Source organism: Pseudomonas sp. FSO-7 (assembly GCF_059579345.1).
On record NZ_CM184193.1, the window covers coordinates 5,090,905 to 5,105,708 of the forward strand.

Genomic DNA, 14,804 nt, shown 5'->3' on the forward strand with positions numbered 1-14,804 from the left:
ACGGCGCCCGAAGGCGCCGTGAAGAGGGTTTTACTTGGAATCGCGGTGTTCGAACTCGCCTTCGATCACGTTGGGCTCGCGCCCCACAGGCTCACGCGGAGCCGGACCGCCGCGGGGCTGAAGGTCATCGGCGAAGGCGCGCTGACGCATCGCCTGCTCTTCGGCGCGCTGGCGCATTTTATTGGCCAGCAACCGACGGGTGAACGGCAACAGCATGACCAGGCCCAGCACGTCGCTGATAAAGCCTGGCAGGATCAACAGGCCGCCACCCAGGGCCAGCATCAGGCCTTCGAGCATGGTCTGGGCGGGTAGCTCGCCACGGTTCAGGCTTTCACGGGCCCGCAACGCCGTGGCGAGGCCGGCAATGCGCAGCACGAACACGCCGAGCATCGAGCCGAGAATGACCAGCAGCAGCGCCGGGAAGAACCCGATCGCACCGCTGACCTTGACGAATACGAACAGCTCCAACACCGGGAACAGCAGAAAGAGCAACAAAAAAGGGCGCATCAAATGGTTCCTCAACGCAAGAATGCCTTGCTATGAAAACCTAAATGACGTCGCCCTTTCGTGAATTCAAGCGTCGGCCTCGGCATTTTTTGGCCATTGCTCGGCGTGAGCCAGGTAAACCAAGGCTTCGCGCACTTGTGTCGGGGTGTTGCAGGGGGTCGCAAACGCCAGCCAGTGCAGGCCCAGGCCAATGCGCAGGTGCATGCCCTCGCTGTCGATGCCCACCAGTTGCGCCGGTTCGCTTTTCGGCAGGCCGGCCAGCGCCACGTAATGAGCGATGGCTTTGGCGTGATCGGCATTCATGTGCTCGATCATGCTGGCTTCGGCTTTGCCGGCAAAGGGGTTGGCCAGGGTGAGCTGGTCGATCCAGTGAATGGCGCCAAAGCCGCCGATGTAGCGATGGCGCACCGGCTCGAGCACCCAGAAATCGAAATCATGGGCCTTGTGGTAGTTCTGCGAGTCAGGGAAATAGCGGTAATACCGCTCGGCGGCCGCTTCGATGGCGGCGCTGTCTTCGAGTTTCCGGGCCTCGGCCAGGTAGGTCAGGCGCCCCACGGCCTGCACATCCTCCGCACCGCGCTCGCCCACCAGCATCGAACACTTGGGGTCTTTTTGCAGATTGTGAGTGTGCTGGGCAATGCGGCTGATCAGGACCAGCGGCCGGCCTTCTGCGTCCAGGCAATACGGTACGACGGAGCCGAACGGAAAGCCGGGCATGGATTTGGAATGAGTGGAGAGCATTCCACGGTATTCCTTGAGCAGCAGTTCGCGGGCATGCTTGGCAGCTTCAACGCTCAATTTATGACTCCTTTTATGAAATCCGTCTAGAAAACGGTCAGGCGACTGGAGTAATGTTCCGATACACCTAGGGGACAGTTCTCGTGTGCAGTCGGGCTACACCGTCGCAAATCGAGAGGCCTCCCATAAGGTCCCCTCCACCGCTGCGCCATCTGGACATGAGAATGCAACTCACTGACAAAGTAATCATTATCACCGGCGGTTGCCAGGGCCTGGGCCGCTCCATGGCCGAGTATTTCGCAGGCAAAGGCGCCAAGCTGGCGCTGGTGGACCTCAACCAGGAAAAACTCGACCAGGCGGTGGCCGCCTGCGCAGCCAAGGGCGTCGAGGCGCGCGCCTACCTATGCAATGTCGCCAATGAAGATCAGGTGATCGACATGGTTGCCCGGGTGGCCGAGGACTTCGGCGCGATCCACGGCTTGATCAATAACGCCGGGATCCTGCGCGACGGCCTGCTGCTCAAGGTCAAGGACGGCGAAATGACCAAGATGAGCCTGGCCCAATGGCAAGCCGTGATCGACGTCAACCTCACCGGCGTGTTCCTGTGCACCCGTGAAGTGGCGGCGAAAATGGTCGAACTGAAGAACAGCGGGGCCATCATCAATATCTCGTCGATTTCCCGTGCCGGCAATGTCGGCCAGACCAACTACTCGGCCGCCAAGGCCGGCGTGGCGGCCGCCACCGTGACCTGGGCCAAGGAACTGGCGCGCTACGGCATCCGTGTCGCCGGCATCGCTCCGGGCTTCATCGAAACCGAGATGACCCTGGGCATGAAACCCGAGGCCCTGGAGAAAATGACGTCGGGGATCCCGCTCAAGCGCATGGGCAAGCCCGAGGAGATCGCCCATTCGGCGGCGTATATCTTCGAGAACGACTACTACACCGGTCGGATTCTGGAGATGGACGGTGGGTTGCGGATCTAAGGACCTGCACACAGTCAATGTGGGAGCGAGCTTGCTCGCGATGGCGTCGGATCAGTCAGTCTTGATGTGACTGATACACCGCTATCGCGAGCAAGCTCGCTCCCACATTGGATGGTGTTTCAAACATCAATCGTCGCTGACAGTGATGTTCGGCATCGCCGGCGATGCAGCCTCCTGCAACACGATCCGCGCGCCCACGTGGCGGGCCAGTTCCTGATAGACCATGGCGATCTGGCTGTCCGGTTCAGCGATAACCGTCGGTTTGCCGCCGTCGGCCTGTTCGCGGATCACCATCGACAGCGGCAGCGAAGCCAGCAATTCGACGCCGTACTGGGTCGCCAGTTTTTCCCCGCCACCTTCGCCGAACAGGTGCTCGGCATGTCCGCAATTGGAGCAGATGTGCACGGCCATGTTCTCTACCACGCCCAGCACCGGGATGTTCACCTTGCGGAACATCTCCACGCCCTTGCGCGCGTCCAGCAGGGCCAGGTCCTGGGGGGTGGTGACGATCACCGCACCGGCCACCGGGACTTTCTGCGCCAGGGTCAGCTGGATATCGCCGGTGCCCGGCGGCATGTCGATCACCAGGTAATCCAGGTCGCCCCATGCGGTTTGCGTGACCAGTTGCAGCAATGCCCCGGAAACCATTGGTCCGCGCCAGACCATCGGCGTGTTGTCGTCGGTCAGGAAGGCCATGGACATGACTTCCACGCCATGGGATTGCAGCGGCACGAACCACTTCTGGTCCTTGATCTGGGGCCGGGTGCCCTCGGCGATCCCGAACATGATGCCCTGGCTCGGACCGTAGATGTCCGCGTCGAGAATCCCGACCTTCGCCCCTTCACGGGCCAGGGCCAGGGCCAGGTTGGCGGCGGTGGTGGACTTGCCCACGCCGCCCTTGCCCGAGGCCACGGCGATGACGTTCTTGACGTTCGCCAGCCCCGGCACCTGCGCCTGGGCCTTATGCGCGGCAATCACGCTGGTGACGTGGACTGTCGCGGCGGTCACGCCGTCCAGGCCTTCGATCGCCATTTGCAGCATCTGCGCCCAGCCGCTCTTGAACAGGTCGGCGGCGTAGCCGATTTCCAGCTGGACGCTGACGCGATCACCCTGGATGTCGATGGCGAGCACGCATCCGGCGCTGACCGGGTCCTGGTTCAGGTAGGGGTCGGTGTACTGGCGAAGGACGGTTTCCACCGCTGCGCGGTTGACGGCGCTCATGGGCAACTCCGATAACAAGACTTGAAAAACAGGCCGCTATCCTACGCCCCGTGTGCTTTTGTGGCGACCCGATTAAGGGCGGCGAACACACTTGTGGCGAGGGAGCTTGCTCCCGCTCGGCTGCGCAGCAGTCGCAATGGGGCTGACGTGGTTTACCTGCATGCCTGCGGCTGACAGCGTTGGGGCGGCTTCGCCACCCAGCGGGAGCAAGCTCCCTCGCCACACAAACCGAACAGCACTCTGAAACAGCCCCGAAGGGTGAAAAAAAGCTGCCAGCGCTTTATAGTGGCCGACCTCCGTTTCATCAAGTAGCCGAGCCCCATGTCCGAGCCACGCAAGATCCTCGTCACCAGCGCCCTGCCCTATGCCAATGGTTCGATTCACCTCGGCCATATGCTGGAATACATCCAGACCGATATGTGGACGCGCTTCCAGAAACATCGCGGCAACCAGTGCATCTATGTCTGCGCCGACGACGCCCACGGTTCGGCCATCATGCTGCGCGCGGAAAAGGAAGGCATCACCCCGGAACAACTGATCGCCAACGTCCAGGCCGAACACAGCGCCGACTTTGCCGAGTTCCTGGTGGACTTCGACAACTTCCACTCCACTCACGCCGAAGAAAACCGTGAGCTGTCGAGCCAGATCTACCTGAAGCTGCGTGACGCCGGGCACATCGCCACCCGTTCGGTCACCCAGTATTTCGACCCGGAAAAGAACATGTTCCTGGCCGACCGCTTCATCAAGGGCACCTGCCCGAAATGCGGCACCGAAGACCAGTACGGCGACAACTGCGAAAAATGCGGCGCCACCTATGCACCGACCGACCTGAAGGACCCGAAATCGGCGATTTCCGGCGCCACCCCGGTACTCAGGGACTCCCAGCACTTCTTCTTCAAGCTGCCGGACTTCCAGGACATGCTGCAAACCTGGACCCGCAGCGGCACGTTGCACGACGCGGTGGCCAACAAGCTCGCCGAATGGCTCGACTCCGGCCTGCAAGAGTGGGACATTTCCCGCGATGCGCCGTACTTCGGTTTCGAAATCCCCGGCGAGCCCGGCAAGTATTTCTACGTGTGGCTGGACGCGCCCATCGGCTACATGGCAAGTTTCAAGAACCTTTGCGACCGCACGCCTGAGCTGGACTTCGACGCGTTCTGGGGCAAGGACTCCACGGCCGAGGTGTATCACTTCATCGGCAAGGACATCGTCAACTTCCACGCGCTGTTCTGGCCCGCCATGCTCGAAGGCGCCGGTTTCCGCAAGCCGACCGGCATCAACGTTCACGGCTACCTGACCGTCAATGGCCAGAAGATGTCCAAGTCCCGCGGCACCTTCATCAAGGCCCGGACCTACCTGGACCACCTGTCCCCGGAATATCTGCGCTACTACTACGCGGCCAAGCTCGGCCGCGGCGTCGACGACCTGGACCTGAACCTCGAAGACTTCGTGCAGAAGGTCAATTCCGACCTGGTGGGCAAGGTCGTCAACATTGCCAGCCGTTGCGCCGGGTTCATCCACAAGGGCAACGCCGGGGTCCTGGTCGCCGGTAACGCCGCGCCGGAACTGACCGACGCCTTCCTGGCGGCGGCCCCAAGCATCGCCGAGGCTTACGAGAGCCGCGACTTTGCCCGTGCCATGCGCGAAATCATGGCCCTGGCCGACCGCGCCAACGCCTGGATCGCCGACAAGGCCCCGTGGTCGCTGGCCAAGCAGGAAGGCAAGCAGGACGAAGTCCAGGCCATCTGCGCCTTGGGCATCAACCTGTTCCGCCAGTTGGTGATCTTCCTCAAGCCGGTACTGCCGTTGCTGGCCGCCGATGCCGAAGCATTCCTGAACGTTGCACCGCTGACCTGGAACGACCACCAGACGCTGCTGAGCAACCATCAGCTGAACGCGTTCAAGCCGTTGATGACCCGTATCGACCCCGCCAAGGTCCAAGCCATGGTCGACGCCTCCAAGGAAGACCTGGCCGCCAGCCAGACCGACACCGGCGGCCCGACCGGCAACGGTGAGTTGACCAAGGACCCGCTGTCGCCGGAAATCGACTTCGACGCCTTCGCCGCCGTTGACCTGCGCGTGGCACTGATCGTCAAGGCCGAAGCCGTCGAAGGGGCCGACAAGCTGCTGCGCCTGACCCTGGATATCGGCGACGAGCAGCGCAATGTGTTCTCCGGTATCAAGAGTGCCTACCCGGACCCGGCCAAGCTCGAAGGTCGGTTGACGATGATGATCGCCAACCTCAAACCGCGCAAAATGCGCTTCGGTATTTCCGAAGGCATGGTGATGGCGGCGGGCCCCGGCGGCGAGGAAATCTACCTGTTGAGCCCTGACAGCGGCGCCAAGCCGGGCCAGCGGATCAAGTAACGCGACCGCGTGCTGCACCGATCCCACAGTCGCCTCGCAGGTGGCTGTGGGATTTTCATATCTGGCCCACGCGCCCGGCGTGCCGGATAATGCCTAATCTTGTAACAGGCCCTTTGTCGCCCACACGCCCATGACTGAAATCGCCCTCACGCTGTTCAGCGCTGCCCTGATCAACAACCTGGTGTTGCATTGGCCGCTGGGTGTCGATCCGCTGCTGGCGGCCAACGGTAGAAAGCAGGTGCACGCCTTGGGCCTGGCGACGGCGTGCCTGATGTTGATCGCCGGCACCCTGGGTTACCTGGTCGATCATGGGGTGCTCGTGCCAACAAATCTGACAGCCCTGCGCCTGTTGGTCTGGCTGTCCTTGAGCATCTTGCTGATCGGGCCCTTACTGCGCCTGCTGACACGCTGGCTGCCAGCAATGCCGTTCGATGGGTTGTGGCCCCTGCTGCTCGGCAATGCCGGCATCCTCGGCGTCACGCTGCTCAACGGCCAGGATGACCGAGGACTGGGCCATGCCATAGCGCTGAGCCTGGGCGCCGGATTGGGCTTCTGGCTGGTGCTGAGCCTGTTCGACGATCTGCGCCAGCGCACCTTCAATAATGCTATTGCCTTGCCCTTTCGAGGCCTGCCGATTCAGTTGATCAGTGCCGGACTGATGGCGGTGGCCTTTCTCGGATTGCGCGGGCTGGTCAAAACATGAGCCTGATTCAACGTATCGACGCCCTGTTGCCGCAGACCCAATGCGGCAAGTGCGGCCACCCCGGGTGCAAGCCCTACGCCGAAGGCATCGCCCAGGGCGAGCCGATCAACAAATGCCCGCCCGGTGGGCGCGAAACCATCGCGGCCCTGGCCGAGCTGATGAACATACCGGTGCTGGAGCTGGACACCAGCCGCGGCGTGGCCCCGGCGCAAATCGCCTTTATCCGCGAAGCCGAATGCATCGGCTGCACCAAGTGCATCCAGGCCTGTCCGGTGGACGCGATTGTCGGCGCGGCCAAGCTGATGCACACCGTCCTCATCGATGAATGCACCGGCTGCGACCTGTGCGTGGCGCCCTGCCCGGTCGATTGCATCGAGATGCGGCCTCTGCCGACGGCAACTGTGTTGCCGATTGTCGGCGGCCTGGCTTTCAGCGCCGCCGAGCAGCAGGCGCGAACCGCCAAGCGCAATCACGCCCGGCGCCGCTTCGAACAGCGCAATTCGCGCCTGCGCCGCGAAGAAGAACAGCGCCAGGCGGAGCGTTTGGCCCGGACCCAGCGCGCGGCGCAGGCCAAGGAACAGGAACAGGCGCAGCCGCTCGATCCCGTACAAGCCGCACTGGAACGCGTGCGCGCGCAAAAAGCCGCCACCGCCGATGCTGCCTTGAAAAAAGCCAAGGTTGATCTGGCCATGAGCCGGGCGCAGTTGAACAAATCATTGAAGGCGTTCGGCCATCCGCCGACCTTCGAGCAGCAGTCGCAACTGATCCTGCTGCAACGCCAGTTCGAAGCAGCCGAGCAGGCCCTGAGCCAACTGGAAAACGCCGCACCAGCGGCCACTCCAGCCCCAGCACCGGCTTCGGCACAAAATGCCGAACTGAAGCGGGCCAAGATCCAACTGGCGATGCGCCGCGCCGAACTCAGCAAAGCCCGGACGGCAGCGGCATCGGATGAACAACTGCAGGCGTTGGAGCAAGCGGTGAAGGATGCCGAGCGCCAGGTGGACGTCCATGCCGCTTCCTGAACCCGTGGACGAACGGCTGCGGCCCGCGATGACTCGGGTGTTGCTGGCGACACTGCCCGGCGTGCTGGCGTTGCTGTGGTTCCAGGGCTGGGGCGTGGCGCTCAACCTGCTGTTGTGTGGCCTCACCGCGCTGGCGGTCGAAGCGTTGGTGCTGCGTTTGCGCCGCCGGCCGCTCAAATCCGAGCTGAACGATGGCAGCGCGCTGGTCAGTGCCACGCTGCTGGCCGTGGCCTTGCCGGCGTATTGTCCTTGGTGGTTGACCGTTACGGCGGCCGCCTGCGCCTTGCTGTTCGGCAAGCACCTGTGGGGCGGCGTCGGCAGTAATCCGTTCAACCCGGCGATGCTTGGGTACGCCCTGGTGCTGGTGGCTTTCCCTTCACATATGAGCCAATGGCCCACGCCCCAGGGCATGGGCCTGCTTGAAGGCTTGCAGCAGGTGTTCGGCACTCATCCGGCGCCCGATGCCTGGGCCGGGGCCACCGCGCTGGACAGCCTGCGGACCAACACAAGCCTGACCATCGATGAACTGTTTGCCAATGATCCGGCGTTCGGACGTTTCGGTGGACGGGGTGCCGAATGGGTCAATCTGGCCTTCCTGGCAGGCGGCCTGTTTCTGTTGCAGCAGCGGGTGTTCAGTTGGCATGCGCCGGTGGGCCTGCTGGCGAGCCTGTTTATTGTTAGTCTGTTGTGCTGGAACGGCTCGGGTTCCGATTCCCATGGCTCACCGCTGTTTCATCTGTTCAGCGGCGCGACCATGCTCGGCGCGTTCTTTATCGCGACCGAACCGGTTTCGGGCGCCAAGGCCCCGCTCGCCCGCCTGCTGTTTGGCGCGGGCATGGGGCTGCTGGTCTACCTGATCCGCACCTGGGGCGGCTACCCGGATGGCGTGGCACTCGCGGTGTTGTTGATGAACCTCGGCGTGCCGGCACTGGACCGGTTTGCCGAGGCGCGACAACGGCGGCCTCTGACATGAAGAATCCCGGCGGCGTGGCAATCCTGATCCTGTTGATCGGCCTCGGCAGCGGTGCCACTTACCTCACGCACCTCGGCACCGCCGGGCGCATCGAGGCCCAGCGGCAAGCGTTGGCGAACAGGACCTTGCTTGAGGTGCTGCCCACTGACCGCTATGACAATCAGCCGTTGGCGCACCCGGTTTTCACCGCCTCGGTGACCTTGGCCCATAGCACGCTGCTGGGCGGTTACCTGGCGACCCGCAACGACAAGCCCAGCGCCGTGCTGCTGCGTAGCCAGGCGCTGGGCTATGAAGGCAGCATCGAATTGCTGGTCGCCATCGATCCACAGGGCCGGCTGCTGGGCGTCAAGACGCTGCGCCAAGCCGAGACACCCGGGTTGGGCGCGGCGATTGCCGGCTGGCCGAACGCCTGGTTGCAGGGCTTCATCGGCAAATCACGCCGGGCGCCTGACGACAGCGGCTGGGCCCTGAAGAAGGACCAGGGACAGTTCGATCAACTGGCCGGCGCAACGGTGACGTCCCGGGCGGTGCTTCAAGCGGTTCACGACGCGTTGCGTTACTTCGACGAGCACAAGACTCAGTTGGGAGTGCCTGCCAATGAATAAGCCATGGGGCCTGACACACGGTCTGTTGCTCGTCCCGCTGGTTGGTGCCAGCGATTCGCTGATGGGCGCGCTGGTGCTATGGCTGGCCTGGGCCTTGATTTTCTTCTGCCAGGGCTTGGCGATGGGGCTTGTCCGGCAGCGCCTGACACCCTGGCAACGACTGCTCGCCGCCATCGTGCTCGCCGCTACCCTGACCACCTGCACGGGTTTTGTCGTCCAGGCCTGGGCATTGGAACTGTATCGACCGCTAAACCTGTACCTGGGCTGGATCGCCCTGAGCTGTGTGGCGCTGGAGCATGCGGGTTTCTTCGTTGAAGCGCGCTGGCCTGGACGCCTCAGGCTGGCTGGGATGTTCGGTCTCTTGATGATCAGCCTGGGCACCCTGCGCGAGCTGATCGGCAGCGGTCTCCCCCTGGCCCCGCTCGCCCCGGGCGGGTTCATTCTGCTCGGGCTGCTGTTGGCGGCCCGACAGGCCTGGACGGCAGCCAAATCCCCTTCAACCACCGAGGAAACGCCGCGCCCATGAACGCCGCAAAACGCCTGGAAATATTCCGTCGCTTCCACGAGGACAACCCGGAACCGAAAACCGAACTGGCCTATTCCTCGCCGTTCGAGTTGCTGATCGCGGTCATCCTGTCGGCCCAGTCCACCGACGTCGGCGTCAACAAGGCCACGGCTAAATTGTTCCCGGTCGCCAACACCCCGGAGGCGATCTACGCCCTGGGCGTCGAAGGGTTGTCCGAGTACATCAAGACCATCGGCCTGTTCAACAGCAAGGCCAAGAACGTGATCGAAACCTGCCGCCTGTTGATCGAGCGCCACGGCAGTGAAATCCCGCAGACCCGTGAAGCGCTGGAAGCCCTTCCAGGCGTCGGCCGCAAAACCGCCAACGTCGTGCTCAATACCGCGTTTCGGCAGTTGACCATGGCGGTCGACACTCACATTTTCCGCGTCAGCAACCGTACCGGGCTGGCCCCCGGCAAAAACGTGGTGGAAGTGGAGAAGAAGCTGATGAAATTTGTCCCCAAGGAATACCTGCTGGACTCCCATCACTGGCTCATCCTCCATGGACGCTACGTCTGCCTGGCGCGCAAGCCCCGCTGCGGCAGCTGCCGAATCGAAGATTTATGCGAATACAAGCACAAGACCTCGGACGATTGAGGCGCTATCGGTTTTATCGATCCATCGATTGAAAAAATCTTTTTTACCCGCCCGTGGTTTATCGATATAAGGAGCGCCAATGGCAGTCTTAGCCTGGAGTCGAACCCATGAGTGCTGGCAAAGAACAACTGGATGTAGAAGACGAATTCATCGCCGTTGAGGCCGACGACGTTGAACCCGCGGTCGTGCCGGAAGTAGCGAAAACCAACCTGAGCAAGCGCCGCACCATCGATAACCTGCTGGAAGAGCGTCGTTTACAGAAGCAGTTGGCCGATTACGACTTTGACCTCTGACACGTAAAAGCCTCCCGGATGGAGGCTTTTTACTGAGTACGCGTGACAGAAGCCTCACACCAACCCATTGCGCTGCGCCAGCTCGATCAGGTCGACCAGCGAACGGGCATTGAGCTTCAATAACAGGCGGGTCTTGTAAGTACTGACGGTCTTGTTGCTCAAGAACATTCCATCGGCGATTTCCTTGTTGGTCTTGCCCCGCGCCAGTTGCTGCAAGACCATCATCTCCCGCCCCGATAACCGATCGACCATATCGGACTCACTGGCATTACCCAGGCTCGATCGCACCGTATGCAATGCCTGGTTGGGAAAGTAACTGTAGCCGGACAGTACTGCCTTGATTGCACTCAATAACTCAGTCAAGTCCTGTTGCTTGCAGACATACCCGGCTGCCCCTGTCTGCATGCAGCGCATTGAAAAATGTCCAGGCGCCTGGGAAGTCAGTACCAATACCTTCATTGACGAAGGTATGGCCGTCAAACGGGCAATGACCTCCAACCCATCCAGTTTCGGGATACCGATATCGAGAATGACGATATCGGGCATAAGTTCACGAGCAAGTTGTAACGCATCGACGCCGTTGTCGGTTTCGGCAACGACCTCATAACCATGACGCTCCATCAGCAAACGTACAGCAAGACGAATGACGGGATGATCATCCACGATCAGCACTTTATTCATGGGCAAATCCAACTTCGCTGTTCGAATTTTTAGAGCACGCACAATAGCCTAGTCATTTCTACCTTGGCATGCCGCCCCCCCCTGACCGCTCGCACCAAGAGACAGAACCTACAAGCTATACAGAAAATTCCTACAAATCCCGCCGGGAAAAATGTGTCCTGATTTTTTTTACAGAGAAGGACCGCCCCCCCTTAACAAACCGGTACCCCCATGAATAATGCGTTCTTTCACCGCCATGCCTGCCTGCGGACCGGCCACCGGAAAGCACTTCACTCATAAAGAGTAACTGAATTATTTACTGTTAAAACTGCCGCCGCTCACTTCAGCAGCGGAAATTAATATATAAGAAACGTTCAGGCACTCGCGACGAAACTTCGACAACCTTGATTGTTTTAGCGATGCTTTTATTAACCACCGACCTTATTTTCCAACCCACTCACTGAGCATGAATATTCCATGAGTATTAACCATGAACAAACCTTTGAAGACCATCACCAACCCCATGACCCTTATCGCCATATTCGCAACTTTATCCGAAACGTCCGCGGCGATTTCCCTGCCTTTCCTGGATGACCAGGATCGTGAGTATTACCTCTGGTTCCTGATCAGCTTTCCTTTTTATCTATTGCTGCTTTTTTTCATCACCCTGAACTTCAATTATCGTTCCTTGTATTCACCTTCGGATTTTCGCAAGAGCAAACACTTCATAAAGACCATGGATGACGCGACCTCTCGGCGCAGACGAATGCTACGCCGGACGGGCAAGGACCAACGGCGGCGGCCGATAAGCTTTCATCGACCCAGGCATGAATCGCCGGACACCCTTTGCATCCTATGCCGCCAATCCCAACGCCTGATCGAGACCTGTCGATTGGAGCATTTGAAGCACCCCGGCATCGTCGTGTACGTCATCTACCACCACGCAGACCTTGCAGCCCACGGGCAGGATGAATGAGCGGTCAGGAGGCAGCGCCGCAGCAAATAGGGGGTACGCACAAACAGAAGGCAAAAAAAACGGCCTGCTCAAGGCAGGCCGTTTTTTTGATAGCCAGGGTCAGAACAGCTTGCGACCCTTGTTCGCCGCGATGCGCATGCGCAGGGCGTTGAGCTTGATGAAGCCCGCCGCGTCGGCCTGGTTGTAGGCACCGCCGTCTTCTTCGAAGGTCGCGATGTTGGCGTCGAACAGCGACTCGTCGGACTTGCGCCCGGTGACGATCACGTTGCCCTTGTACAGCTTCAGGCGTACCACGCCATTCACGTGAGCCTGGGAGGCATCGATCATTTGCTGCAGCATCAGACGCTCAGGGCTCCACCAGTAGCCGGTGTAGATCAGGCTGGCGTACTTGGGCATCAACTCGTCCTTGAGGTGGGCCACTTCGCGGTCCAGGGTGATCGATTCGATCGCCCGGTGGGCGCGCAGCATGATGGTGCCGCCCGGGGTTTCGTAGCAGCCGCGGGACTTCATGCCGACATAGCGGTTCTCGACGATGTCCAGACGACCGATGCCGTGTTCGCCGCCGATGCGGTTCAGGGTCGCCAGCACGGTGGCCGGGCTCATTTCCACGCCGTCCAGCGCGACGATATCGCCATTGCGATAGGTCAGCTCCAGGTATTGCGGGGTGTCTGGGGCCTTCTCCGGGGAGACGGTCCAGCGCCACATGTCTTCTTCGTGCTCGGTCCAGGTGTCTTCCAGCACGCCGCCTTCATAGGAGATGTGCAGCAGGTTGGCGTCCATCGAGTACGGGGACTTCTTCTTGCCGTGGCGCTCGATCGGGATCGCGTGCTTCTCGGCGTAGTCCATCAGTTTTTCACGGGACAGCAAGTCCCACTCACGCCACGGGGCAATGACTTTCACGCCCGGCTTGAGGGCATAGGCGCCCAGCTCGAAACGCACCTGGTCGTTGCCTTTGCCAGTGGCGCCGTGGGAAATGGCGTCAGCGCCGGTTTCGTTGGCGATTTCGATCAGGCGCTTGGCGATCAACGGACGGGCGATGGACGTACCCAGCAGGTACTCGCCTTCGTAAACGGTGTTGGCGCGGAACATCGGGAACACGAAGTCGCGGACGAACTCTTCGCGCAGGTCATCGATGTAGATCTCTTTGACGCCCATGGCCTGGGCCTTGGCGCGTGCAGGTTCGACTTCTTCGCCCTGCCCCAGGTCAGCGGTGAAGGTCACCACTTCGCAGTTATAAGTGTCCTGCAGCCACTTGAGGATCACCGAAGTGTCCAGGCCGCCGGAATACGCCAGAACGACCTTGTTTACGTCCGCCATGCCATCACTCCACGGGTTGTACGGAAAGCCGGGAAGTCTAACGTCCAGCGCGGATAATTTACAGGGGCGCGACAGCTTATGACGACGAAGCGACAGATTATGTCGAGTGCGCGACGGTCAACCCGGTTCAGGACGTCCGCGCAGCGGTGGAAGCGGGCGTCGGGATCGGTGCCTTGGCGGGAGCGGCGACCGGCGCCGGGACCTTGGCTGGAGCCGCAGCGGGCGCTGGCTGCGGTGCTGGTGCCGGTGCTTCAACCGGCGCGCCACGCTCCAGGCGCACGACCACGCGACGGTTCTTGGCCCGGTTGGCGGCGTTGGTATTGGACACCAGGGGATAACGCTCGCCATGGAACCGCAGTGTGATCTGTGACTCCTGAAAACCATTGGCCTTGAAGAAGTCCTGGACCGCCAGGGCCCGGCGACGCGACAGTTCACGGTTGGTCAGGCGGTTGCCGCTATTGTCAGAGTGACCGTCGAGCTCGACACGATTGACGCTCGGGTCGGCCTTGATGAAGTCGAGCATCACCTGCAACTGGGCCTTGGCCTGAGCATCGAGCTCGACCCCTTCGCCGGGAAAACCGATTTGAGTTTGCTTAATCTGCTCGAAATTCTTCGGTAACAGTTTCGCCACGCAGCCTTGGTAGTCACTGAAGGCCTTATTGAAGCGCACCGGCAACAATCGGACTTCCGAAACCCGCCCATCCTCGGTGTTGCGCCGCACCACAGGGCTGCGACCCTCCATCAGCCCACTGATCAAGCGACCGGCCTGGACCTGGGAGCTGTTGAACAACACGTCGCCACTGCCGATCCTGACCGACCCCAGGTTGATATCGCCGCGCCCCGGTTGCCACGGTGCGGCGGCCGCCAGCAGGGTGGCCGAACCGCCACCCAGCATCGGGTTATAGCTCTTGAGGCGGAACGTGGCCTGTTCGCCCGCCCGGCGCACGAATTCGCCGCTGCCGAAATCGGTGATCGGCTGGCTCAGTCGGCACTCGAACTTGTCGCCTTCGACCGTCCACTCAATGCTCTCCAGACGGGTCTGGAAAGTGAGCGCCATGGCGGGAAGGCTGGCAAACACACTGAGCAAGGCTAGATAACGCTGGCGCACGGGAGGCTCCACTGACTTTTATACAAAGATCGACGCCTGCTTGAGGGCACGACGCCTGTCCGGGGCACTGCACGGATTCGTGGCACACCTGTAGGAGCTATCGGTAAGTTGTGGCAGAACTTGATAGCGGGTGCCTGAATCGGTCTTTTCCGGTAGCATTCCCCAGAGTT

15 protein-coding genes and 1 pseudogene are annotated in these 14,804 nt (G+C 61.2%); 10 read left to right on the top strand and 6 right to left on the bottom strand.

Features of this window, described 5'->3' with window-relative positions; genetic code table 11:
* Nucleotides 1–30 precede the first annotated feature (30 nt).
* A complete protein-coding gene (locus AC515T_RS22280; RefSeq protein ID WP_014339863.1) occupies nt 31–507 on the bottom strand; it encodes an FxsA family protein in 477 nt (158 codons plus the stop codon).
* A gap of 66 nt (nt 508–573) precedes the next feature.
* The gene (locus AC515T_RS22285; protein WP_496530049.1) at nt 574–1,305 is read right to left on the bottom strand and encodes a HugZ family pyridoxamine 5'-phosphate oxidase; all 732 of its coding nucleotides are present in this window, start codon (nt 1,303–1,305) and stop codon (nt 574–576) included.
* A gap of 164 nt (nt 1,306–1,469) precedes the next feature.
* On the opposite strand from AC515T_RS22285, the gene AC515T_RS22290 reads away from it, so the two are divergent.
* Nucleotides 1,470–2,228, top strand: coding sequence for an SDR family oxidoreductase (locus AC515T_RS22290; RefSeq protein WP_092201573.1), 759 nt, complete (start codon nt 1,470–1,472; stop codon nt 2,226–2,228).
* A 126-nt stretch (nt 2,229–2,354) separates the two neighbouring features.
* On the opposite strand, the gene apbC is transcribed toward AC515T_RS22290, so the two are convergent.
* On the bottom strand, nt 2,355–3,449 hold the full coding sequence (gene apbC / locus AC515T_RS22295) for an iron-sulfur cluster carrier protein ApbC (protein WP_496530050.1): 1,095 nt from the start codon (nt 3,447–3,449) through the stop codon (nt 2,355–2,357).
* 321 nt (nt 3,450–3,770) lie between these two features.
* On the opposite strand from apbC, the gene metG reads away from it, so the two are divergent.
* The 8 genes from metG to AC515T_RS22335 all read left to right on the top strand — a co-directional run bounded on the left by metG (nt 3,771) and on the right by AC515T_RS22335 (nt 10,573).
* The gene (metG, locus tag AC515T_RS22300; RefSeq protein ID WP_496530051.1) at nt 3,771–5,816 is read left to right on the top strand and encodes a methionine--tRNA ligase; all 2,046 of its coding nucleotides are present in this window, start codon (nt 3,771–3,773) and stop codon (nt 5,814–5,816) included.
* A gap of 130 nt (nt 5,817–5,946) precedes the next feature.
* The gene (locus tag AC515T_RS22305) at nt 5,947–6,519 is read left to right on the top strand and encodes an Rnf-Nqr domain containing protein (protein WP_496530052.1); all 573 of its coding nucleotides are present in this window, start codon (nt 5,947–5,949) and stop codon (nt 6,517–6,519) included.
* On the top strand, nt 6,516–7,541 hold the full coding sequence (gene rsxB / locus AC515T_RS22310; RefSeq protein WP_496530053.1) for an electron transport complex subunit RsxB: 1,026 nt from the start codon (nt 6,516–6,518) through the stop codon (nt 7,539–7,541). The genes AC515T_RS22305 and rsxB overlap by 4 nt, the downstream gene beginning before the upstream one ends.
* On the top strand, nt 7,528–8,514 hold the full coding sequence (locus AC515T_RS22315) for an RnfABCDGE type electron transport complex subunit D (RefSeq protein ID WP_496530054.1): 987 nt from the start codon (nt 7,528–7,530) through the stop codon (nt 8,512–8,514). The genes rsxB and AC515T_RS22315 overlap by 14 nt, the downstream gene beginning before the upstream one ends.
* Complete coding sequence (locus AC515T_RS22320; RefSeq protein ID WP_496530055.1) at nt 8,511–9,119, top strand: RnfABCDGE type electron transport complex subunit G; 609 nt, start codon at nt 8,511–8,513, stop codon at nt 9,117–9,119. The genes AC515T_RS22315 and AC515T_RS22320 overlap by 4 nt, the downstream gene beginning before the upstream one ends.
* Nucleotides 9,112–9,645, top strand: coding sequence for an Rnf-Nqr domain containing protein (locus AC515T_RS22325; RefSeq protein ID WP_496530056.1), 534 nt, complete (start codon nt 9,112–9,114; stop codon nt 9,643–9,645). Before AC515T_RS22320 ends, AC515T_RS22325 begins: the two co-directional genes overlap by 8 nt.
* Entirely contained in the window at nt 9,642–10,280 is a 639-nt protein-coding gene (gene nth, locus AC515T_RS22330) for an endonuclease III (protein WP_053124528.1), read from the top strand. The genes AC515T_RS22325 and nth overlap by 4 nt, the downstream gene beginning before the upstream one ends.
* A 107-nt stretch (nt 10,281–10,387) precedes the next feature.
* Nucleotides 10,388–10,573, top strand: a complete 186-nt coding sequence (locus AC515T_RS22335) for a PA3496 family putative envelope integrity protein (protein ID WP_496530057.1) — start codon at nt 10,388–10,390, stop codon at nt 10,571–10,573.
* Between the two features lie 54 nt (nt 10,574–10,627).
* Here the strand turns inward: AC515T_RS22335 and AC515T_RS22340 are convergent, their stop codons facing one another.
* Complete coding sequence (locus AC515T_RS22340) at nt 10,628–11,254, bottom strand: response regulator transcription factor (RefSeq protein ID WP_053124532.1); 627 nt, start codon at nt 11,252–11,254, stop codon at nt 10,628–10,630.
* A 469-nt stretch (nt 11,255–11,723) separates the two neighbouring features.
* Between AC515T_RS22340 and AC515T_RS22345 the strand changes: the two are divergent.
* A pseudogene (locus AC515T_RS22345) lies at nt 11,724–11,981 on the top strand (hypothetical protein); the annotation flags it as partial.
* 327 nt (nt 11,982–12,308) lie between these two features.
* On the opposite strand, the gene AC515T_RS22350 reads toward AC515T_RS22345, so the two are convergent.
* On the bottom strand, nt 12,309–13,526 hold the full coding sequence (locus AC515T_RS22350) for an argininosuccinate synthase (RefSeq protein ID WP_003204943.1): 1,218 nt from the start codon (nt 13,524–13,526) through the stop codon (nt 12,309–12,311).
* Between the two features lie 127 nt (nt 13,527–13,653).
* Entirely contained in the window at nt 13,654–14,634 is a 981-nt protein-coding gene (locus AC515T_RS22355) for a flagellar protein MotY (RefSeq protein WP_496530058.1), read from the bottom strand.
* Nucleotides 14,635–14,804: the final 170 nt, after the last annotated feature.

Bases quoted from the DNA above. Each gene is read 5' to 3' on its own strand.
- nth (WP_053124528.1), top strand. From the start codon at position 9,642: ATGAACGCCGCAAAACGCCTGGAAATATTCCGTCGCTTCCACGAGGAC.
- AC515T_RS22350 (WP_003204943.1), bottom strand. From the start codon at position 13,526: ATGGCGGACGTAAACAAGGTCGTTCTGGCGTATTCCGGCGGCCTGGAC.
- metG (WP_496530051.1), top strand. From the start codon at position 3,771: ATGTCCGAGCCACGCAAGATCCTCGTCACCAGCGCCCTGCCCTATGCC.
- AC515T_RS22315 (WP_496530054.1), top strand. From the start codon at position 7,528: ATGCCGCTTCCTGAACCCGTGGACGAACGGCTGCGGCCCGCGATGACT.
- AC515T_RS22340 (WP_053124532.1), bottom strand. From the start codon at position 11,254: ATGAATAAAGTGCTGATCGTGGATGATCATCCCGTCATTCGTCTTGCT.
- AC515T_RS22325 (WP_496530056.1), top strand. From the start codon at position 9,112: ATGAATAAGCCATGGGGCCTGACACACGGTCTGTTGCTCGTCCCGCTG.
- AC515T_RS22290 (WP_092201573.1), top strand. From the start codon at position 1,470: ATGCAACTCACTGACAAAGTAATCATTATCACCGGCGGTTGCCAGGGC.
- rsxB (WP_496530053.1), top strand. From the start codon at position 6,516: ATGAGCCTGATTCAACGTATCGACGCCCTGTTGCCGCAGACCCAATGC.
- AC515T_RS22320 (WP_496530055.1), top strand. From the start codon at position 8,511: ATGAAGAATCCCGGCGGCGTGGCAATCCTGATCCTGTTGATCGGCCTC.
- AC515T_RS22280 (WP_014339863.1), bottom strand. From the start codon at position 507: ATGCGCCCTTTTTTGTTGCTCTTTCTGCTGTTCCCGGTGTTGGAGCTG.
- AC515T_RS22305 (WP_496530052.1), top strand. From the start codon at position 5,947: ATGACTGAAATCGCCCTCACGCTGTTCAGCGCTGCCCTGATCAACAAC.
- AC515T_RS22335 (WP_496530057.1), top strand. From the start codon at position 10,388: ATGAGTGCTGGCAAAGAACAACTGGATGTAGAAGACGAATTCATCGCC.
- apbC (WP_496530050.1), bottom strand. From the start codon at position 3,449: ATGAGCGCCGTCAACCGCGCAGCGGTGGAAACCGTCCTTCGCCAGTAC.